22 protein-coding genes are annotated in these 23441 nt (G+C 31.4%); all 22 read right to left on the bottom strand.

From position 1 onward, the window contains the following. Positions 1-4: 4 nt before the first annotated feature. The 22 genes from NSQ08_RS25000 to NSQ08_RS25105 all read right to left on the bottom strand — a co-directional run bounded on the left by NSQ08_RS25000 (position 5) and on the right by NSQ08_RS25105 (position 23293). Positions 5-1249: a glycosyltransferase family 4 protein gene (locus NSQ08_RS25000; protein WP_340779526.1), complete on the bottom strand. Its 1245-nt coding sequence runs from the start codon at positions 1247-1249 to the stop codon at positions 5-7. 9 nt (positions 1250-1258) lie between these two features. Next, positions 1259-2347, bottom strand: a complete 1089-nt coding sequence (locus tag NSQ08_RS25005) for a glycosyltransferase (RefSeq protein WP_340779528.1) — start codon at positions 2345-2347, stop codon at positions 1259-1261. A 58-nt stretch (positions 2348-2405) separates the two neighbouring features. Then, entirely contained in the window at positions 2406-3728 is a 1323-nt protein-coding gene (locus NSQ08_RS25010; protein ID WP_340779531.1) for an O-antigen ligase family protein, read from the bottom strand. A 55-nt stretch (positions 3729-3783) separates the two neighbouring features. After that, the gene (locus NSQ08_RS25015; RefSeq protein ID WP_340779533.1) at positions 3784-4995 is read right to left on the bottom strand and encodes a hypothetical protein; all 1212 of its coding nucleotides are present in this window, start codon (positions 4993-4995) and stop codon (positions 3784-3786) included. 99 nt (positions 4996-5094) lie between these two features. After that, positions 5095-6546: an oligosaccharide flippase family protein gene (locus NSQ08_RS25020; RefSeq protein ID WP_340779535.1), complete on the bottom strand. Its 1452-nt coding sequence runs from the start codon at positions 6544-6546 to the stop codon at positions 5095-5097. Between the two features lie 26 nt (positions 6547-6572). Beyond that, entirely contained in the window at positions 6573-7199 is a 627-nt protein-coding gene (locus NSQ08_RS25025) for a hypothetical protein (protein WP_340779538.1), read from the bottom strand. Positions 7200-7243: 44 nt separating this feature from the next. Next, complete coding sequence (locus tag NSQ08_RS25030) at positions 7244-8311, bottom strand: GNAT family N-acetyltransferase (protein WP_340779539.1); 1068 nt, start codon at positions 8309-8311, stop codon at positions 7244-7246. 32 nt (positions 8312-8343) lie between these two features. Beyond that, positions 8344-9420 (bottom strand): glycosyltransferase family 4 protein, encoded by a 1077-nt coding sequence (locus NSQ08_RS25035; RefSeq protein WP_340779541.1) that lies wholly within the window; start codon positions 9418-9420, stop codon positions 8344-8346. Positions 9421-9465: 45 nt separating this feature from the next. Then, on the bottom strand, positions 9466-10440 hold the full coding sequence (locus tag NSQ08_RS25040) for a N(5)-(carboxyethyl)ornithine synthase (protein WP_340779543.1): 975 nt from the start codon (positions 10438-10440) through the stop codon (positions 9466-9468). Between the two features lie 11 nt (positions 10441-10451). Further along, positions 10452-11828, bottom strand: a complete 1377-nt coding sequence (locus tag NSQ08_RS25045; RefSeq protein WP_340779546.1) for a phenylacetate--CoA ligase family protein — start codon at positions 11826-11828, stop codon at positions 10452-10454. A gap of 1 nt (position 11829) precedes the next feature. Continuing rightward, positions 11830-13812, bottom strand: coding sequence for an alginate lyase family protein (locus tag NSQ08_RS25050; RefSeq protein WP_340779548.1), 1983 nt, complete (start codon positions 13810-13812; stop codon positions 11830-11832). Between the two features lie 25 nt (positions 13813-13837). After that, on the bottom strand, positions 13838-15079 hold the full coding sequence (wecC, locus tag NSQ08_RS25055) for a UDP-N-acetyl-D-mannosamine dehydrogenase (protein ID WP_340779551.1): 1242 nt from the start codon (positions 15077-15079) through the stop codon (positions 13838-13840). Between the two features lie 30 nt (positions 15080-15109). Then, positions 15110-15796 (bottom strand): sugar transferase, encoded by a 687-nt coding sequence (locus tag NSQ08_RS25060; protein ID WP_340779553.1) that lies wholly within the window; start codon positions 15794-15796, stop codon positions 15110-15112. Between the two features lie 18 nt (positions 15797-15814). Continuing rightward, positions 15815-16696 (bottom strand): UTP--glucose-1-phosphate uridylyltransferase BpsC, encoded by an 882-nt coding sequence (gene bpsC, locus NSQ08_RS25065; RefSeq protein ID WP_340779556.1) that lies wholly within the window; start codon positions 16694-16696, stop codon positions 15815-15817. A gap of 249 nt (positions 16697-16945) precedes the next feature. Further along, complete coding sequence (locus NSQ08_RS25070; RefSeq protein ID WP_340779558.1) at positions 16946-17713, bottom strand: tyrosine-protein phosphatase; 768 nt, start codon at positions 17711-17713, stop codon at positions 16946-16948. Between the two features lie 110 nt (positions 17714-17823). Then, positions 17824-18525, bottom strand: a complete 702-nt coding sequence (locus tag NSQ08_RS25075; protein ID WP_340779561.1) for a CpsD/CapB family tyrosine-protein kinase — start codon at positions 18523-18525, stop codon at positions 17824-17826. Further along, positions 18515-19258 carry a YveK family protein gene (locus NSQ08_RS25080; RefSeq protein ID WP_340779564.1) on the bottom strand — a complete coding sequence of 248 codons (744 nt, stop codon included), beginning with the start codon at positions 19256-19258 and terminating at the stop codon, positions 18515-18517. Before NSQ08_RS25080 ends, NSQ08_RS25075 begins: the two co-directional genes overlap by 11 nt. Before the next feature lie 260 nt (positions 19259-19518). Further along, a complete protein-coding gene (locus tag NSQ08_RS25085) occupies positions 19519-20196 on the bottom strand; it encodes a CpsD/CapB family tyrosine-protein kinase (protein ID WP_340779566.1) in 678 nt (225 codons plus the stop codon). A gap of 366 nt (positions 20197-20562) precedes the next feature. Further along, positions 20563-20997 (bottom strand): 3-hydroxyacyl-ACP dehydratase FabZ, encoded by a 435-nt coding sequence (fabZ, locus tag NSQ08_RS25090; protein WP_000931959.1) that lies wholly within the window; start codon positions 20995-20997, stop codon positions 20563-20565. A 416-nt stretch (positions 20998-21413) separates the two neighbouring features. After that, positions 21414-22415: a rod shape-determining protein gene (locus tag NSQ08_RS25095; protein ID WP_242247579.1), complete on the bottom strand. Its 1002-nt coding sequence runs from the start codon at positions 22413-22415 to the stop codon at positions 21414-21416. A gap of 161 nt (positions 22416-22576) precedes the next feature. Next, the gene (gene spoIIID / locus NSQ08_RS25100) at positions 22577-22849 is read right to left on the bottom strand and encodes a sporulation transcriptional regulator SpoIIID (RefSeq protein WP_002089714.1); all 273 of its coding nucleotides are present in this window, start codon (positions 22847-22849) and stop codon (positions 22577-22579) included. Positions 22850-23158: 309 nt separating this feature from the next. Further along, positions 23159-23293, bottom strand: a complete 135-nt coding sequence (locus NSQ08_RS25105) for a hypothetical protein (RefSeq protein WP_002016211.1) — start codon at positions 23291-23293, stop codon at positions 23159-23161. Positions 23294-23441 lie beyond the last annotated feature (148 nt).

Raw genomic sequence — 23441 nt, forward strand, 5'->3', positions numbered from 1 at the left:
CAAATTACTTCCTTATCTTCTTATTATTAATGGCCTGTTCATATATGCTAACTAATTCTCCATAATACCATTCAGGTTTAAATTCATTTTTAGCCCGATAGCTATTCCGTGCCATTTGAGCATACTCATCTTCGGATAAATTGATCAATCTTTCTATTTTATTTGCAAGCTCTTTTTCATTCGCTCTTTCAAATAAAAATCCATTTTCTCCTTCTTGTATTAATTCTGTTATTCCTCCTACTTTAGATCCGATGACAGGAGTCCCCGCACTTAAAGATTCAATAATCGTTAAACCGAAAACTTCATGCCATACCGAAGGAATTATGGTAGCTTTCGCTTTCTTAATTTCTACCACTAAATCATTCCCAGATTTAAACCCCAAAAATTCAACGTTTTGAATATTTTCCTGTTCAACTCTAGCTTTTAGTCTCGCTTCTTCTGGACCTGTCCCTATTAATTTCAAAGTTATTCTTTCGCCTAATAGCCTTTGAGCATCTAGTAAAGTATCTATGCCTTTTTCTTTAGACAGTCTACCATAATAGAGTATAAATTTTTCTTTTTTTTCATTCATTTCAACTTCAAGAAAATTATTTGTTAAAAAATTAGGAAGGTGTACTAGCTTTTTAACCGGTATCCTATTTTCAGCTAATTGATTGTACATAAATTTACTTGGACATATTACAAAATCAGCTACATCATACGATTTTAACCATTTATGCCAATATGCCTCCATAGTTAATAACAGACTATATACTGTCGAATCTTTATGACAACGATTTTTAAAGCAATTCACAAAATTACCTTGGATACATTTCGTACATATTTCATCATTATTAAAAAGCTTATAATTTGGACAAACTAATTTATAATCATGTGAAGTAAAAACTGTCGGTATGTTATATTTTTTTAATGCTTGAAAAATAGAAGGCGTCAGTTGATGGTATATTAAGTTAACATGGGCAATATCTGGTTTGGTACAAGCAATTAATTTGCATAACTTCCTATACGCTTCATTAGAATGTATTAATTTCATAGCTCCCTGCATTTTTGCTAAAATACCACTATCCTCTTGATAATTAACATTTTTCACGAAGTGATCTTCAAACTGACTTTGTTGATTTTTTTCATCTTGCATACTAAAAACAATAACTTCATGTCCATTATCTTCTAGCATCTTTTTTAAACCGAAAAAATACGTCTCACTGCCACCCTTTACATAGTAATATTTATTAATTAATAGTATTTTCATATACTCACCCTAATAATTTATATAATGCTTTAAATGTTCATATCTTTTTTCCCATGTATTATGCTCGGCATATTCCACAAATATCTCTTTATTTACTGTCTCTTTAATTGTTTCATCTATTAAAGTTATAAATTCTTCATTTGTCTTATATAATTTAGCCGGCGAATCCATTTCAACTACTTCTTGAAGCCTTCTCGACACAACAGGTAATCCCGCTGCAAAATATTCATATAATTTTAATGGATGAATACTATTTGTTAATTTATTATCAACAAACGGCATAATACCCACATTAGCATACTTTAAATACCTAGGTATCTCATCATGCGATTTTTTTCCCAACAAATGGATGTTTTTGTTTGAAGCAAAAGTTTCTCTTATCGTATCACTGACATTTCCTATAATAACAAAAGCATATTCTTTTAATTTTTCAGCTGCTTTAATAACTAATTCATAATCAAACCATTCTTCTACTGCTCCTACATATACAATGACAGGGCGATTTAAATTTTGATACTCTAGGGGAACATCACCAACATTCCCTTTAAACCTATTTGTGTTAACACCATTTGGAAGATATAAAACATTTTTATTGTGTTTATAAGCCACATCAATTAAATTTTTAGCAGTAACAACCACTAAATCTGATTTTTGTACAACTTGATTTTGTAAATATATAAGGTTCTTATACGCCCCTTTAAAACCAGAAAAGTCATCAGCCATTCTATGAATCATAAATTTATAATTTAATTGATTTGCTAATTCGTACATTTTTACATTTGTAAGCCACATCACATCTATTTCTTTTTTCTTTAAATCACTACTAACTTTTGAAAAAGGATATTTTATGTGATATTCTGCCCAAAATTTTGTATTAAGCGCAGGATATTTACAAAAAGGTAGTAAGACATTAGGATTATAAATTTCTAAGTTTGCAGTGGGGACATTATTATTATTTTCTTTACCGAAAAAAAAGGGTTTAGGTTGATTAACCCAAACCACATTATTATTTTCTTTAAGAAATTCTTTAGCATAGTAATGGCTTCCCACTTGAAATACAGTATCATATTGAAGATATTCACACATCAGTACATTCATTTTATTTCCTCTTCTCCATTAGCTGAACATTCAACTGTTTCAGCAACTATTTAAATCTTCACTTTTTCTTTAACAATAAATCTGTAGAACATGTAAGTGATAGCATAATAAAAAAGTATATATATATATTTATAGAATAGTATTGATTCGGATTGAAATTTGTGGTAATTAAATTCCCTATAAATAGAGAAATCGGAAGCCATTTATAACCATCCTTAATATTTCTCAGTATAAATAATAGTAAACTTATATTTAGGATCACAAAGCCTATAAACGAAACTATTCCTTGTTCTAAAAGAATATTCAAAACTTGAGAATGAACCACTAAATCTTTTGAAAAAAGATAATAAGATGCATAATACGTGTATTGTCCAGCTCCTATTCCCATCACCAGATTTTCTTTTATTAATTGAAAAACATTTATAAATTGTATAAATCTATGTTCCTGAGTATTACCACGACTTACAAATAACAAATCTACTATTTCAGTATAGAATAAGGATATAATCAATATACTTCCTAAAAAAATAATACTAGCAAGTAAAATTTTATAACCAGATTCCTTCTTATTCTTAGACTTCTTAATTAAAAAAATAATTAATATTTGGCACAAAATAGCCACATATGATATGCGCGTTAAGGTCAATGCAACAAATATAATATTTAACAATAAAGTTAACGAATTCAGCAAATTTTTTCTTTGTATAAAGTTAAATAATAAAATAGGAAATAAGATAACTCCCAAGTTCCCAGCGCCATTACTAGCCCCTATTACTCCAACTACTCTTTTAACGACTTCTAATCCTTCAGTATAATTAATACTATCCTGATTAGAAAATAACAGAAATGATCTATTAAATATGTACTGAAATATCGATAAAATAGAATTAAATAGAGAGAAAAAACCTACAATTTGAAAAAAACATTTTGATTGTAAACTAAAACCTCTAACTTGCCTGAAGAAAACTCCCATTAACAATAGATTACAATACACAGTCAAATGAAATACAAATAAATTAATATCAAATATTTTCATTGTGAAAAATTGCAAACAGAAGTGAAGGATTATTATCACCAAACACACTGCATACGTTGTAATACTGTATGTTTTCTTATCAAAACTAGAAAATGTCTGTCTTCGAATTAACTTATATATTGCTAATGTACAATTCAAAATAACTAAAACAAATAGTAATAACTGTAATTGAATGTTTTGAAAGTCAACGGCAAACATAGTCGGTGAAATATTTAAAGTTATAACCATTAGAATTATAGACAGAAAAATAATAATAGTGTTTTTTTTATTCTTCCTCATAAGAATTAAACATAAAGAAGAAAAATAAAGAAATAAAAATAGACTTAAAATAAATATTAATTTCATATTTAGTAACCTCATAGATTTAAATTACTTATTACTTAAAATCAGCAATATGTCCCTAAATAATTTGATAAGTTCCTGGCATTATTGGAACATTAACAATGCCATTCCTCACTTCTTTAATTGTTTGATTTGGTAATAACAAATTTCCTTTTTCAAACTCAGAAATAGATAGTGTTACTTCACCTAATTCTACGTCTCGATTATTATCCTCGGTTTTTACGAAATAAAAAGTACTCTCCGATGTAGACTTAATTACAAAGTTATCCCTCGAATACACATAATTTGCCAGTTCAGTACCTGTACAATACCATACATTCTTATTGCGAAGGTGTCTAAATATAGCTTGTAAACTTTTAGTATCATCAAAAATATTAGGCATTTGTCTTCTTCCATCATCTCTAGAAGGTGCAATATGTTCCTGGATACTAATGACTAATTTTCTTGTTAATAAATATTCTATTTGTTGTAATTTTTTTTGTACTAAATATCTTTTTAATATTTTTTTTAATATCCCTTTGATAGATATAAAATTGCTATTTAATACACTTGTCAATAAACCACCGTTTACTGTTGATGGTATGTCAATAACATTATTATCCCCAAACTTTTTGATATCATAATTAGATAATGAATTTTTATCTCCTCCAGAAATTTTATCTACTTCACCCTCCTCTATTCCTCTATTCCAGTATCTACACCACCATAAAAAGTCTGTTTTGTCTATACTAAAATCTGAAAACTCATTACTAGTATAACCACAATATTTTCCACCCAAAGGATTAACACCTATTGCATCTTTGTAGATTCTTTTTCCGTCCTCAACAACATCCACAGCTTTTTCTACACTCGAAAAAAGTTCCCATTCTTGTTTGAAATCCAAATTTGTTTCTCCCACTTTACCATGAGTAGTTCCGTGATATGCAATTTCAAATCTAGGATTTTGATGAATGTCTCTAAAAAAATTTTTCGTCGCTTCATCATGATTAATCTTTTTTGATATTGAGGGCGCTACTGGTTCTTTTATCATTCCCACTCTAACACCTACTGGCACAAAGAATGTAGCTTTAACCTCTGGAAACTCCTTCAAAATAACTTCGTTTAAATATCGAAAAGATGATTTTTCTTCATTTTTCCAATAACCCCAATCTTCACCTAATTCTAATTCCCCGCTTTTAGTTGTATCTACCCAAACGTTTGCTAAATCGTCTATCATAAACATAACTGGAGAATCTGAATTATTAAACCACTTACATATTTCAATATTCATCATATCTTCTCCCTATTAAAATACTTACTACTTTAAATTACTTTTCATTTAATCTTTATTATGCATTAGCTCAAAAAATTAAATACTTTTGAGTGTTGTCTATTTCTTTTTTACAATTGATAACAGAAAGCCCCTAATTTCTTGAATATTAGTAAACTTGAAAACAATCAATAATAAAACATATACTATACATAGAAATACATTACAAATAAATTCAATGTACAAATTTTGAATTGGAGAAATTAACATCCAATATACCCCATATAATAAAACAAAAACGGTAAAATATTTATATGGATATAGTAAACCTAGTCCTAAACTATAGTATTTTTCACTAAAATAATAATAAAGAATATTAGCTACTATATAAGATACAATTGTAGCTAAAGCTGCACCATTTATCCCAAGATGAGGAATCAGTAATATATTTAGAACTATATTTATAAGAGCACTAATTACAACAATTAGGGAATTTAACATCATTTTATTTGCTACATGTAAACCTAAAGAATAAAATTGTCCAATTCCCCATATAAAATGGGAAACAGCAATTAATGGAATAATCTTATACGCCTCTAAATATTCATTTGTAGCTAAAATACTGATCATTATCTTACCAAATATAGCCAAGCCGAAAATACAAAAACAACCTACAATATTGTAGATTCGAAACATATTTTGGATTTTTTGTTGACCGCCTTCTTCTTTATAAACTTTAAATTTATAAGCTGTAAATACTTGCGCAAATGGCGTGATAAAAACTGGATTTATTAACATTCCAATTTTTGAAGATATTGAATACACCGCAACTGCTGAATAATTGATTAATTCTTTAATAAAAAAGCGATCTATCAAATTTAATATCCATGCAGAAATTTGTCCTAACAATAAACCTCCACCATAATACAGTATGTTTTTGAGATATGGTACATGAATAGCAATTTTATAATTTTTAAAGTCTAATATAAACAATACAATAAAAACTAATAGATTCGAAATTAAAGTAGCCTTTAATATACCTATAATTCCATTGCCTAAAATCAAAATATAATATGTGGCTAATAAAAATGTTAAAACTAAGATACTTAATTGTACTATGGCTACCCTAAAAGCTTTAAATTCCATTTCATAATAACTAGTATATATAGCAATCAAACATGTCAATAAAGAAGTTATTACTATAACTCTAATATAAAGAGTGACCTCATTATCACCACTAAAAACATAGTCACTTATTAACGGACTAATAAAATATACAAATGAAAAAACAACAATCCCCCATAATACTGAAAAATTTAACGCTGTATTTTTCAATGCTATTTTATTTTCTACATCATAAAAAAATCTTTTTAATCCCGAATATACTCCAATCGTAATAGCAAGGCCTAATAATTGTTGTATGGTATTTAATAATTCATATTTCCCATAATCATTTTGTGATAAATTACTAGTATATAAAGGGATGAGTAACATATTTATTAGTTGTGTTAGAATTGAAAATATAAAATATACAGCTCCACTAGATATCAACTTATTACTATTTAAACTCATACTTACCACTATTCCTTAACTTAAAATTATTTCTTAACCACACGCGTAAAAGTTTTTTTAAAGTTTAAAATGTGAACATAATAATAAACTAAATTTTTTATAAAGCCTAATCCCTGATAGCTTTTTTCAGAATACAAATTTCCTTTTAATATGTTTACAATAGCTTTTGAATATCCTAGTTTCTTAGCCAACTCCAAACGCGAGTAAACCGAAAATTTATGTACACCTTTACCACGTTTCCCCAAAAATGTGTAATCATCAAATAAATACACTGTATTTTTACTAACTTGGACATCAATATTTATAGTGCCATCTCGCGTATCTCCAATGGAGAGGTGGAAATAACCATATAAATCCCCTTCTTTGTCTACTACTACATACGGTATATGTTTATTCTGTTCCGCAATTCTCTTTTTTAGAATATCGTACTTGTAACTACCTATTTGGTTACCATATAACTCAATCATTGTTTTCAAATGATACATTTGCATTGGAATTAATGCATAACAATTGTATTTTTCCTCATAAGAAACCATATTATAATTATTCAAGTTTAATATATATCCATTGGAAACCGTGAGAAATTTTGTTTTAATTTTTTTAATTATAATTTTGATACTCCGATTTCTAATTTTATTTACTAAGCTCATCATCTATTACCTTTCATTATTTTCTTAGAATCACATCATTATTCTATCTAGTCATTATTTTTTCTTACTTTAATTAAATGCCTCTTATAATGTATAAAGCTTAATAAAGTATTTCCCTTTTTGGTGTATGTATAGATCTGCTCTACTTCTTTCATAAATTTCAACTTATAAAAATCTGTTCCCGCACCCTCCGAATGTAATTTAATATTCTTCTTAAAACTATCCTTAATACTTTCTTCTACTGATAGAGTGCCTAATTCTAGATTTCTAAATTCCCTATCATAGGCTGCGTCAAAGCAAAATTTTATATCATTAAAAAATAAATTCAGTCTGTAAGCAACACAATCATTATTAACCCTTCCAAATATAACCTCGCTTGGTAAACTATCAATAATTGTTTTTACAAATTTCTTCTTATCTTCATCTAAATAAATACTACCTTTACCATCCTCAAGTTTTGAGCGGGAAATCCTTACAATTTCTTCAAAGTTTTGATTATTTATTCTTTCAATTACTGAATCATAAATTAATCCTTTTTTCTTCATTTTATTAAATGCTGTTCTAATATTTTGCTTTAATTTTTTTGAATATATCTGATTTTTGTATTCATCGAACTCATTGAAATCCTCAATTACTAGATATGGGCATCCTGATAAAACTTCTGCATCTTTACTATTCAAATCAAAATTCTCAGTAGATTTTCTGATATATTTAAGTTGTAATAAATCAAATTTATAATTACCATAAACATATCTTATGATATGATCTACGTCCTCTTCGCTTAAACCTCTACCAATAATATCAATAAAGGTCCCACCCCATTGTTGGCCTATAAATTCTATCATTTTTAATTTAATTCCATATTTTTTATGCACTACTTGTATTAATGGAGCTATTGCAATTAACTCTCCTTCTTTATACAGAAAGATTACAATGATCTTTTTTTTATAACCAAATTGATTATCTTCTCTTGGAAAAAATACTTTTAGAAAGCTTTCTATCCAATAATACGAAGTGGTTATATTTTGATTGTTTATTTTTTTTTCAAAGTTCAACCACTCGTTTTTTTTATTTTGTACATCTTCTAATGAGCTACATACATTAATCTGATACATTTTATCCTCCAAACCTTACTAATTTAATTTTTTTACTTAGAGCTTACCTCTCTATAAATACTGAGCAAGTTTTCTGCATAATCTTGATTATTTATCACACTTATCTCATCAACATACTCATTATAATTTTGAATAACCTTAATTACTTTCTCAAATAAATCATCTACGTTCCGGGATTCAAACAATATCGTACCTGTTGGTCTTTCACAGACTTTGCTTGCTATAGAAGGTACTCTATAATGAATTGCTTCTGTAATTGATACTCCCAAACCATCAGTATTAGTAGGCCTTATAAACAGATTTGTTTTTTGGAGAATAGGATAAAATTCTGTATTTTCTACCTCATAAAACATAATGTGATTTTCCAATTTATATCTTATTATTCTTTCTTTTAACTCTTGATAATACGTTTTTTCAAGTTCTGTCTGACTATCTTTATCTAAAACAGCAAATAGTAAGCTCGTTTCTATTCTGTTATCTTTTAATTTCTTCATTAATTCAATAAGCATATCAATTCCGTACAAATCCTCATTTTTATAAAAACGTACACATCCGTTTGCACTAATAAGGAAAGGCGTTCTTTTTATGAAACCCCAAACTGTTTCTGGTATACTAAGGATATCTTCCTTATCCTCTTGCGGATGGATATACCCTGGAACTGTAATCACTTTTTGATGTTCTACTCCAAATTGAATTAGGTTATTTGTAATTGAATTGTTTACACAAACAATTCTTTCAAGTTTATTTAGACTTTTTAATAATAAATACCTAGTAATACAACTAGAACTTTTCAATTGATCAGTTAGACTTTCTCCATGTACTGTTAATATAATTTTTTTTCCAAAAAAATTATACACTCCTAAAAGAATACGAATTTTTATATTTATGGAATGAAAGTGGAACACATCAGCTTTTAAAAAGGGAAGTCTACACATAAAAAATTTATAATTTTTTATAGGATAAATATCATCTTCTTCTCTTCCCCAATTTGCTTCATTGTATACTACACTTTCTATTTTTCGTTCATCTAAAAACTTTTTTGTCCTTTTTATATGAACAGAAATCCCACCTATAGGGGGTGGGACTGTACCAATTATATTAATTTTCATTATATAAGCTCTCCTTTTAGTTCTTTTTAAGAGCTAGTTATTTCTCTACACTGTTTCTAAACAGCGATTTTGAAAATCTACTATGCGTTTATCTCTAATTATTCCTTTGTCTATAATTAAAGCTCCTAATAATACCTCATTTTCTATATCTTCAACAATAAAATCTATATATTTACAAATCTCTAAACTTAAAGATCTAGAAACAGTTTTATAAAACATAGCTGGAGTATGATCTACTACATAATGTAAAACTCCATCAATTTCATAGACAGGATTACTTATACTAGTTGGAACACTTGTCTCTACAGCTTTATGTGCATCGCAACTAATATCAATAATCATTGCTCCCTTTTTCATATGTTTTAAATCTTCTTTATAAATAATATGATCTGTGCGATCAACATCCCAAAGGATCGCATTCACTAGCACATCATATTTTTCAAGTTCTTTTTGAAATAACTTTTCTGTTCTTCTATCATACATTACAACATCGGCCCCAAGAGCAACTAATGTTTTATATGCACCTCTTCCTATATTTCCACGCCCTAAAATAGCAACCTTTGTCTCGTATGGTAATTTCCCATATAAATTATAAGCATGTAAAATTGCAGCTTCTCCAGCAATCTCATTATTTCGCCAAAAAACGTGTCTCCCACTTTCAAACATATCTTCCCAAGCAATTGCAGTTAGTTTATTATCTATAAACTGATCTGTTATGTCCTTATTTTGAACTGCATGTATCCAACCAAAAATAAGTTGTCCTTCCTTTAAATCGTCCAGATATCCAGCATCACCAGCTTTAGGATCACATATAACATCTCTAGACATAACAATATCTCTTTCAACTACATTAACTCCCATATCACTATACTGTTGATCTGTAATTCCTAAAATCTCACCGTATCCCTTTTCAACATATATCATATCTTTATTACTAATGTTTACTATATCTTCAGGTACTAAAGCTCTTCTTTTTTCATTTTTCTTGTCACTTATAGGAAATCCAATTGTTTTTTTCACTGTTTAGCCCCTCACTTTATATTAGAGATAATAAATCTATGTTTTTGATTTAACGGTCTATCTATATGGTTCACTGTTTTTATTTCAATATTAATATGAGTATCTATTCTTTTTTGAAGTTCATTACTAAAACGACTTCCCTCATCTTCTTTATAATATTGATTTGGTACAATAAGTACTTCCAAATGATCATAACTTTTTTGTACTAACTGCAAATCTTTAAAATTTTCAATATGACGAATAGCAAACTCCAACATAGTTGGTGAATAATGTTTCCCATCCTCGGTCACTAAAAAGTCCCCAGATCGTCCATCAATTTCTTTTACGCTGATATATGGTTTACCACATTTACATTGAAAATCTTCTCCAGATATTGTTGCCATATCTGATGTTTTATAACGAATAAGTGGAAAAGCATAGTTATTAAAACCTGTCCCCACAATTTCGGCCATTTGATTTTCTTGATTGACTAAGGAACCATTGTTATCCAAAAATTCAACAATACCATATTCAGGTAAAACATGATACCTGTTACATTCTGGGCAATATTCCATTAAAGCTAGACGCTCATTATGTCCATAATAGTCAATCACTTGAGTATTAAAGGCCTTTTTTATTTCTTCCCTTTGAAAATCATACATTTTTTCTGAGGAACAAAAGATAGCTTTAAATACCCCTATTTTTCCAGATAATCCATTTCCATTAATATATTTTGATAATAGATAAATCAACGAAGGATATGCTTGTATAAAAGAAGGTTCATATTTTGAAATAACATTTAATATCCCCTTCATTTTTTCTTCATCCAAATTTCTAGTATTTATAGATATTACTTTATTATAAGGACTATATTTATATAATTGTTCGCTATCATTTGCATCTCCTCTTAACACTAAGCATAATTGCCCTTCATAACCATACCTCTTCCATATACGATTAAAAAAGGCAGCTTCCCTATTATTTGTAGTATCTGTATTGAAGAAATGCATTGGACTAGAGGTCGTACCTCCTGTATTAATAGCCCTAAGTTTACTCATATCAATATTTTTAGCTATAAATTTTTCTCTATTTTCTTTAACCACGGACTTATCTATAATAGGGATTTTCCTCAAATCACTGACATCCCTAATATCCTTTACACCTATCCCATATTGATTAAACATTTGAGTATAAAAAGGAACATTTTCATAAGCATGCTTAATTAATAGCTGTAATTGTGTATTTTGAAATTCGGCTATTTTTGTAGCATCCCATGAAGAAGAAAGTTCTAAGAATCTTACGTACTCTTTATACTCTTTACTTTCTCTCAATTTTTGAGGAATTAATGCAGCCATATATAATAGCGGTAATTTAAATGGATACGGTAATTTTTTTATAGTATTCTTCAAACTAATCATCCTTATAATTTTTAAATACTATAGATGTCTCTAGGTAGGAGGCCGAAGTTTTCACTATTAACTTTATACTTTCCTTTTTCCTCCCATAACCATCAGAGACAAAAATAGTTTCCTGATCTATTTTCATATTTTTACTTACTTGTAAGACACCATTAACATGATTTTTTGAAATATGTACCTCATTTTCTTCAAACCTGACCTTAACTTCAGGATCTAGAATAAAATTAAAGTTACACAGGTCAATTTTTTTTTCACCTATTATATTATCTTTGATATTCACTCTATTTCTTTCTATATATATAGATCTCTCATGAATTACTCCACATTTTTTTAAATATCCTCTATGCTGACCTATAAATTTACTATCGTTAACATAAGTGCCCTTTGAAAAACTTTGTTCTGCCATCTCGAACAAATGATATTTCTCGAAGTCATTTTGTTCATACGGTGGGATTTCCAGCGTATTATGCACACCCGTGCTTCTAAATAAATTTCGCATTTTATAATCAGCTGTATACGTAAATGTGCCTGAATCAATAAAAATATCTTCGCCCGCAACGCTTAAAGTAAAACTCAGCTGATCATTATGGCTATGTGCTCCTTGTCCTCTAAATGACAATTCCCCGCATCGGATACAACAATATATAGCCTCGTTCCGTAAAATGTAATATCCACCATTATTAAATGCTTTGGACTCTAATAAAAACTGCTGTTCGATATCGCTCCAGCTTCCCATACACCATAAAGCATCTTCCCTATAGCTTATACCAAAATATCGAAAATCATTTCTATTGAAGAATTCACCCGCAATTGCTAGTAAATGTCGAAAATCATTCTTATTCCAAGTACCATAATTAGAAAAAATAATAAGCCTTCCATCATCCGCATCCCCAATTAACGGACTTTTTCCATTAGGTTGATTCAAATACATTAAGAAATCACACATTTTTTCTAAACGCTTAATATACTTTTTAGAAAAAACAATGCTATTCTCATTACATAATATAGTTGTAATTAAAAATAATTCAGTAACCAATCTATGGTATGAGGTAGAGGCTTCATAATTTGTCCCATCTTCATTTACTTGTACAAACATCTCTTTTTCCAGTTCCGCCACTCCATAGGTCAGCCATTTCTCAGGAGTATTGCTATTAAAGACTGAGGAAAGACTAAACTGCTTGAAATATAGCCCTAACCAGACTAACCCTACTATATTAGATAAATAATGATTACCAGTATGTTCACCTTTATTCTCTAAATTTTTATAAATGAACTTTCCATGCATATATAAGCTCTTATTAAAAAGTTCCCAAAAATCCTTATCTATTTCCCGAGAATCTTTAAAAAGATAATAACCAACTATCCAGTTTACAGCCCTAATTGCTACATCCATTGTACATGTCCAATTCACAGACATTTCGGCAGGATTCTTCTCTATCCAATCTATTATCTGTTCTTTAAACTCAAGTGCATATTTTTCGTCTTCCGTTACCCAATATGCTTTCCCTAATGTAAAAACATGCTGGAATCTTGATAATTCCCATGGTACCTTAACATCGGCTTTATTCTGCAAGTCGATTATTTTAATTTCTTTATAAAACTGATTATCCCAAATAAATCCTGTTTTAAAGTCCTTGTTCCATAATATATTTTCACCTAATTGGACATCACCAGAGCCTAATAAATTAAAGATATGATCACATATTTTTTCAGCATCTCTAATAAGTTCTGCTTCTCCGTCCAATTTTTTTAAATTACTAATGTAATTTAATTTATTCTTTGTTTCAAATAGAAAATTACATAGTGGTTGGAAATTTTTAAAAGCTTCTTGTTTCACATCTATTAAATTCTTCGCAACAACTATTTTACGTCCCCTATAATATATAGCATCATATGATTTACGAGCTATCTTGTGAGCGATTATATGAGCTGGTTTTCTTCTTAACTTGCGTACTCTTTGTAGGAATCTTGACATTCATGCCTCCAAAATAGTTAATAAATTATTTAATAAATCCTTTTGTATCAATTACAACTTTTTCCTTTAGTTGATCAAAATCAATCGAACCAAAAATTTCATGATCCACTAATACTAAAATAATATCTGACTTCGCCATAGCATCCTCAACTGAAAGAAGTGTAATCTTCTCATCTTTTAAGGAGTCCGGCAATTCATTTACGTGTGGTTCAACCGCAATCACTTCACCAACATTTAAGCCCGCTAATTTCTTCACAATTTCTAACGCTGGACTTTCACGTAAATCATCAATATTCGCTTTAAACGCTAATCCTAAACAAGCAATTACTGGATTTTTAAATCGATTTGCTTTTTCTTTGACTTTTTCAACCACATACATCGGTTTATAATCATTTACATTTCTCGCAGTATGTATAAGTTTAGCTTCCTCAGGTGCCGCATCCACAATAAACCATGGATCTACCGCGATACAATGCCCCCCTACACCTGGGCCAGGCTGTAAAATATTCACACGAGGGTGACGATTTGCTAAACGAATTAATTCCCAAACATTAATATTTAACTTATCACATATTAATGATAGTTCGTTTGCAAAAGCGATATTTACATCACGGAATGAATTCTCCGTTAGTTTTGCCATTTCTGCTGTTCTTGCATTTGTATCTAAAATATGTCCTTTTACAAATCGCTTATAAAATTCTACTGTACGTTTTGTAGACTCCTTATCTAATCCACCAATAATACGATCATTTTCTACTAATTCCTTTAAAATTTGCCCTGGTAATACACGTTCCGGACAATGAGCTACATAGACTCTTCCTTTGTCACTATGCATTTCTTCAGAGGTTGTTAAATCTGGTCGTTCTTCCAAAATCCATTCCGCAACTTTTTCAGTTGTACCAATTGGGCTCGTTGATTCAAGGATAACGATATCCCCATTTTTTATAACTGGGGCGATTGTTTTTGCAGCGGCTTCTACATATGTTAAATCTGGCTTATGGCCATCCTTAAATGGCGTTGGCACTGCCAAAATGAAAATATCAGCTGCTTCAGGCTGTAATGAAGCCTTTAATTTCCCACTTTGTACCGCCGCTTTAACTAAAATGTCTAAATCTGGTTCATAAATATGTACCTTACCACTATTAATCATTTCGACTGCACTTTCATTTACATCAACACCATGTACTTGAAACCCTTTTGTTGCTAGTAAACTAGCAGTAGGTAGACCAATATAACCTAATCCCATTACACAAATCTTTTTATCCATTTTTTTAACCTCTTTCCTATGAATTAGCTACTAAGATGCACCATTAGACTTAATCATAATTTGAATCGTTTTAAAAATGATTTTCAAATCATAGAGTACGCTTCGTTTGTTTATATATTCTAAATCTAGTTCAACCATTTCTTTGAATCCAACACTATTTCTCTCCGTTACTTGCCAAAGCCCCGCACATCCTGGAGTAACAAGTAAACGCTGCTTATCATACGCTGTATATTCCTTTACTTCCCTTGGAAGTGGTGGACGTGGTCCAACTAGACTCATTTCACCTTTTAATACATTTAATAGCTGTGGCAATTCATCAATACTTGTTTTTCTAATAAATTTCCCAATTCTTGTAACTCGTGGATCCTCTTTCATTTTAAACATTGCACCCGACACTTCGTTATGTTTTAATAAGTCCTTTAATTTCTCTTCCGCGTCTATAACCATTGAGCGAAACTTGTACATATAAAACTCTTTTCCATCTCTTCCAATACGAATTTGTTTAAACAGCATAGGCCCTTTCGGATCTTGATATTTAATTAACACTGCTACAATCAAAAAAACAGGAGATAATAAAATCAGTCCACATAACGCTCCAATAAAATCAATACAGCGTTTAGCTACTAAATATCCTTTACGTGCATTTACTTTTTCCCAGTCCAGTTCTATATTATTTTCCTTTTCCAGATCTCCGCTTGATACTTTTACCAAGGTCAATGCTCTCTCACCTCACTTTTATACATGTACATTTTCTTTCTTTACAAGTTCTTTCATATATTTCATTAAATCTACTTTCAATTCTTCATTTTGAAGTGCCATCTCAATCGTCGTCTTAATAAACCCAAACTTCTCACCAACATCATAACGAGTTCCTTCAAAGTCATAAGCAAATACACGTTGAATCTCATTTAAACGTTGAATCGCATCAGTTAATTGAATCTCTCCACCAGCACCTGTTTGCTGATCTTCAAGGAACATAAAAATTTCTGGCGTTAATACGTAACGCCCCATAATCGCTAAATTAGATGGTGCTGTATCTTCTGCTGGTTTTTCAACAAATTGACGCACTTGATAACGACGGTCGTTTTGTTCAACTGGATCAATGATACCGTAACGATGTGTCTCATTTTCTGGCACCGTTTGTACACCAATAACTGAAGACTGTGTACCTTCATACTGGTCCATCAATTGACGTAAACACGGTGTTTCTGCTTGTACAATGTCATCACCTAATAACACTGCAAACGGCTCATTTCCAATAAATTTACGCGCACACCATACCGCATGACCTAAACCTTTTGGTTCTTTTTGTCTTATGTAGTGAATGTTAATTTTTGAAGAAGCTTGCACTTTTTCCAGTACTTCATGCTTTCCTTTTTCAAATAGGCTTTGTTCTAGCTCGAAAGAGTGATCAAAATGATCTTCAATTGCACGTTTTCCTTTTCCAGTAACAATAATAATATCTTCAATTCCTGATTCTATCGCTTCTTCTACTATGTATTGAATTGTCGGTTTATCGACGATTGGTAACATTTCTTTCGGCATCGCCTTCGTCGCTGGTAAAAACCTTGTACCTAGACCAGCAGCTGGGATAATTGCTTTTCTTACTTTTTTCAAATTTTGTCCCCCTAACAAATATTGTTTTATCTGCATGTAACAATAACAAAAACCCTACCTATAGAGTCATAGTTATAACTCCATAGGTAGAGTTTCTAATAGAAATAAATTTATGGGCATCTAACCCATCCTCACGTCATACTCCCGACGACAAGCGTCTAAGGTAGGTTCGAAATAAAAATTTCTACCCACAGCACGACCGAGTGCCCCCATTGATAACGGTTAGGAGACATCACCAAAGCTCTTCAATTAAAAAATACCGAACAATTTTTTACGACGAATTTGTTCTGGATCTTCTTTATAAATTGCTTTTCCGCTAATTAATAAATACGGATTTTCTTTTAAATCACTCATAACGTTCATTCCAAATTCTTTTCCGATTAATTCATAGCTTTCTGCTAAATGAAATCCTCTTGTTGTTGTGTTATGTGCATCTGATGCGATCATATGAGTTAAATTATGTTCAACGAGTTGTAGTGAGAATTTTTTTATCTTTTTGCCGAATTTTCCTAGTAAACTTCCTGCCGTTACTTGTGTTAATGCACCTTTACTTACAAGATTGTATAACTTATCTGGCCGCTCGATTAACTCGGCATTACGCTCTGGATGGACGATAATTGGAATCATTCCTTTAACACGTAGTTCATATAATAGTTGTTCTGCATAGCGAGGTACATGATTAGATGGAAATTCAATTAATATGTATTTATTCGTTTCATTTAAGGTAACGATTTTACCAGCTTCATAGTCTTCTAATAAATCACCATATAACCTGACCTCTTGCCCCGGTAAAATTTTTAGTGGAATTTCATGTTGTTGTAGCTCATCATTTAGTTGTTTTACTTGATGAATAATTGAAGTACGTTCATTTGTATATTTTCCATTTTGATGGTGTGGTGTTGCGACGATTGTATGTATTCCTTCTTGGACAGCCTTTTGTGCCATGGCCAGACTATCTGTTACTGTTTGTGCACCGTCATCGATGCCAGGTAAAATGTGACAATGTAAATCAATCATTTGTTTCATCCTCCCTCTCTCATATAAAAAATCTTTTTTCCCTTGAATACGAGTTATCTCATATTCAAAGGAAAAAAGGAGATATGTTTCTACCATATCTCACTTTTGAATTAGTTTGCACCGTAGTAATAATATAAGCCTTGTTCACGTTCACGATCGTTTAGAACAACGCCTAACAATTTACCTTTTGCTGATTCTAATAATCCTTTTGCTTTTACCGCTGCTTCTTTTTCTGTCGATTCACTACGAACAACAAGAATAGACGCATCACATACGTTTGCCATAATTTGCGCGTCTGTAACAGCTAAAATTGGCGGTAAATCGAAAATAACTAAGTCATACATACTATACGCTTGAGCAAGAAGTTCTTTCATTGATTTCGAACCTAATAATTCCGCTGGGTTTGGCGGGATTGGACCACACGCTAAAAAGTGTAAATTATCAACTGCTGTCGTTTGTACACATTTCTCTAAACGTTCACTATGTGTTAATACATTCGTTAATCCGACAATATTGTCTACTTGGAACATTTGATGCATCGCTGGTTTACGCATATCTGCATCAATTAATAATACTTTCTTTCCTTGTTGAGCAAACACAACCGCCATATTCGCTGTCGTTGTCGTTTTTCCTTCACTTGGATTCGCAGATGTTATCATTAATGAATGTATATTTTTATCAACAGACGCAAACTCAATATTCGTTCGAATATTACGATATTGTTCTGAAATTGGTGATTTCGGTTGTTGATGAGCAATTAATTGACGACGTTGACGATGATTTTTTTTCTTTTTAAATAAATTAAGAGCCAATTGTTTGTCCCCTCACTTTTCTTGATGATGGAGCGTGTGATTTCACATTCATTGTTTCTTCATCCATACGAGCGACAATACCTAACACTGGTAAGCCAAGTAAGTTTTCTACATCTTCTTCCTTTTTCACTGTGTTATCTAAGTATTCTAGTAGGAATGCAAGACCAACTGAAGCCATTAAACCCACAACGAAAACCATTACTACATTTAACATCGGACGTGGTTTAATCGGAGATAGATTTTCTGCAACTTCTGCTTTTGAAAGTACAGTTACGCTATCAACGCTCATAATTTTCGCAATTTCACCTTTAAATACTTCTGCAGTTGTGTTAGCAATATCACGAGCTAGTTTCGGATCTTTGTCCTCAGCCGTAACAGAAATAACCTGTGAATCTTTTTCATTTGCAACATTAATCTTTCCAGTTAAATCTTGTGCTGTCGTATTTAAATTTAATTTTTCATTCACTTGATCTAAGATTACTGGACTTTTAATAATGACCTTATATGTATTCGTTAATTGAATATTTGTTTGAACTTCACCAGCTTGAATCATTGCACCTTCTTGTTTCTTCTGATTCACAAGAATTTGCGTTGAAGATTGGTAGATTGGTGTCATGAAGAAGAAGCTAATGATAGCACTTACAATAGCTGCACCAAAGGCGATTACGAGGATCATTGCTAAACGTTTTTTTAAAATATGAAATAAATCTTTCAAACTAATTGTTTCTTCCATAAGTTCCTCCAACTTTCTAAAATTTACACATAGGAAAAATTATAACATATAAATCTTACATTTTTTATTTTTAATAATTCAGTTCTATATTTGTTCACAAGAAACAAGTTTAATCTTACAAAATAATCTTAAATATGACAACACATTCCAATCATTTCCCAAAATTTTTATTTTATCATGTTTTTCATGCTGTGTAACTTGATAAAGAATTTTCAGAAAACAATAAAAAGCCAACAAAAATTTTGTTGGCTTTTTATATTTTAGTAATAACCATACTGCTCTTTTTCTTCCTTTTTATCGTTTAAAACGACACCGAGTATTTTGCCAGATGCTTTATCTAATATTTGTTTCGCTTTTACGATTTTATCTTTTTCTGTCTTTTCACTGCGTACAACGAGTACGATTCCATCACATTTATTCGCAAGTATTTGCGCGTCTGTAACCGCCAGCACAGGAGGCGTATCGATTAGAATGACGTCGAACATCTTATATGCCTCTAAAAGCATTTCGTCCATTTTACGGTATCCTAGTAGTTCTGCAGGGTTTGGCGGGATTGGGCCTGCTGGCATGACATATACATTATCTATATCTGTTTTTTGAATACATTGCATAAACGAAGCCTGTCCTGATAATAAATTTGTTAAACCATTTGGATTGTGAACCGCAAATAAGTTTTGTAATGTCGGCTTACGTAAGTCAGCCCCAATCAACAATACCTTCTTTCCTTGTTGACCAAAAACAACTGCTAGATTAGAAATAGTCGTTGTTTTCCCATCTCCAGGATCAGCCGAAGTTACAATGATAGAACGAATATGGTTATCTACAGATGTAAATTCAATGTTCGTACGAATGTTACGGTATTGTTCTGTAATACGTGATTTAGGCTCTTTATGTGTAATTAATTGTCGTAATGGTTTTCTTTTCTTTCTTCCGAACATGTTCTAGTCTCCTTTTTCAAAATGCGACCTTTTTCCCTTTTTCTCTTTTATGCTCGATATGCTACGCCTATTTTTCATTTACTTCTACCGTTAAATTTCCCCATTACTTTCCTCTACAGTTCATCATAACGAATCATAATAACCTTTGTCCTATCTTATAACCTCCATAATGTGACAACGGCATCTCTATCTTTATCACGCTATCATTCATCTTGATTTCAAGATATTTATAGCGTCATTATATACAAACTCCCATTCATTTACAAATAAAATTCTGATTACTCTGCATTTTAATATTTCAAACAAAAAATATAGTAATTAAAAAAATCCTTCTGCATATTACAGAAGGATTTTTTTAATTACTATCTATTCTTTCTTATCACCAATTGCAAATGTAATTTCAGCTTCACACGCAACTTCACCATCTACTGTTGCGATCGCTTTTCCTTTTCCAATTGGGCCACGTACACGCGTCATTTCTACTTCTAAACGAAGTTGATCACCTGGGCGTACTTGTTTTTTGAAGCGACAGTTGTCGATGCCTGCGAAGAAAGCAAGTCTCCCGCGGTTTTCTTCTTTCTTTAATACAGCAACTGCCCCAACTTGTGCTAATGCTTCTACAATAAGTACACCAGGCATAACGGCATAATCTGGGAAGTGTCCATTAAAGAACTCCTCGTTTGCAGATACATTTTTAATTCCAACCGCTCTTTTCCCCTCATCCACTTCTAATATTTTATCGACAAGTAAAAACGGATAGCGGTGTGGAATGATTTCTTTAATTTGTTCTATATTTAGCATGTAACAATCGCCCCTTTTACAATATTGGTCTTACCACTTGGACATATTGTTATTATCCCATTTTGTTTATTATTTGTCATTATAAAGTACTACTTTACTTCCAATTATAAAAAAATGCATACACTCTATTCCATTAAAATAGTTGCACTTCTCAGCAACTGACACGGAGGTAGAAAAGAGTGTATGCCCAAATTAGGGAAAGGCAATATGTATTTGAACATTTTTTGCCTTAATGTCGTATTCCGAATCATTATATTACATACGTTTTCAAATAAGAAAACATTAAATTTAACTGTATATACGGATATATCACCTTATTTCTTTATTTTCCTCTATTATTCTTCCGTTTTCGTAAAAAATTAGAATTAAAAAAATAAAAAAAAAGAACTAAGGTTTTCCCTTAGCTCTTTCTCACTTTATTTCAATGCACGACGTGGTAATTTATCAATATTCTCTAACATAATACCTGTACCAATAGCAACACATTGCATTGGGTTTTCAGCGATTAATACTGGTACCTTTAATTCTTCTGCTAGAAGCATGTCGATACCGTGTAATAAAGCTCCACCGCCTGTTAGAATAACACCGCGGTCGATAATGTCCGCAGATAGTTCTGGTGGTGTGCGCTCTAGTACGCCTTTTGCAGCTTGTACAATGATAGCTGCGTCTTCTTTTAGTGCTTCTGTAATCTCTTCAGAGCATACTGTAATTGTACGTGGTAAACCTGTTACCATGTCACGTCCACGAATTTCAAGCTCTTCACTGCGTGCACCTGGGAATACTGTACCAATTTTAATTTTAATATTTTCTGAAGTACGTTCTCCAATTAATAGCTTATACTTACGTTTAACGTAGTTTAAGATTTCCATATCAAACTTATCGCCAGCCATTTTGATAGAGGAAGAGGTAACAATATCACCCATAGAAAGTACGGCAATATCTGTTGTACCTCCACCAATATCAACAACCATGTTTCCGCTTGGCTGGAAGATTTCCATACCAGCACCAACTGCGGCTACTTTTGGTTCTTCTTCTAAAAATACTGTTTTACCACCTGAACGTTCAGCAGCCTCACGAATTGCTTTTTGCTCTACAGATGTGATATTTGTTGGACAGCAAATTAAAATGCGAGGTTTTGAAAAGAAGCTCTTCACGTCCAATTTGTTAATGAAATACTTTAACATTGCTTCTGTAATTTCGAAATCTGCGATTACACCATCTTTAAGTGGGCGAATTGCCACAATATTACCAGGTGTACGTCCCACCATACTTCTTGCTTCTTCACCTACTGCTAATACTTTTCCACTATTACGATCAATTGCCACAACAGATGGCTCATTTAATACAATACCCTTACCTTTAACATGAATTAATACGTTAGCCGTACCTAGGTCAATTCCGATATCTCGCGCAAACATTCCCGTCATTTCCTCCTCGATATTCAAAATCAGGTTATACCCGAATTCTTTTACACCTAATTTCTGATTTTATCATAAATTTAACAGAAACGTAATATTCGCAAAAAGAATTCTTCTGAAAAATATTACCGAATTCGCAAGGAATGTTTGCTATTTTAGATTTATTGGCGCACAGGGTTTTCTGTATCTTCTTTACGGTACTTCTGCTTTGTTGCTTCTCCTCCTCTTAAATGACGAATAGACTTATGATAATCAAGAATTTCTTTCACTTCATTTGCGAGCTCTGGATTAATTTCTGGCAAACGTTCTGTTAAATCTTTATGGACTGTACTCTTTGATACCCCAAACTCCTTTGCAATTACACGCACTGTCTTTCTTGTCTCCACGATATACTTGCCAATCTTGATAGTTCTCTCTTTGATGTAATCGTGCACACCACTCGCCTCCCTAAATTGGATGTGAGAAGTGTGAAATGAGACTCGCTGCATACGACTATGAAGTAAATGTGAGTGCTGTTTGTAAGCGTTAAACATTCTTGGATTTATAATGAAATGATTCACGATTTCTCACCTCAAACACTCTCTTTGCATTGGTTTATACCATTGTATTGCCCGCACTACTGATATATGCTACATGTTCACTATTTTTGCGGACTAAGTTAAGAAAAATTACGTTTTTTTGTGAGAAATACGTTAACAATGACAATTATGGCGAAAAAAAGTGACACCTCTTTATAAAAGGTGTCACTCTTCTCTTTCATACTCTTCTTCTAACAACTGATGGTGGGGGACTTCTTTCTTACCGGCAATATAATAATATAAGGCGAATAAAACAAACAATAAAATGATAGCAATCGACAGAACAGATAAAAATGACACAGTATCCCCTCCCTTTTGTAATATATATTCGAGAATCTCGTCATTTTTCCTTGTTATTGCAACTTTTTTCTCGAAATTGATTATTTTTATATGAAAATAAAGTGAAACTTTAATCAGTGGGGGTTTTGTTCATCCCCCACTGATTATT

This window comes from Bacillus sp. FSL E2-8887 (assembly GCF_038007205.1).
In the GTDB taxonomy this organism is placed as follows: domain Bacteria; phylum Bacillota; class Bacilli; order Bacillales; family Bacillaceae_G; genus Bacillus_A; species Bacillus_A mycoides.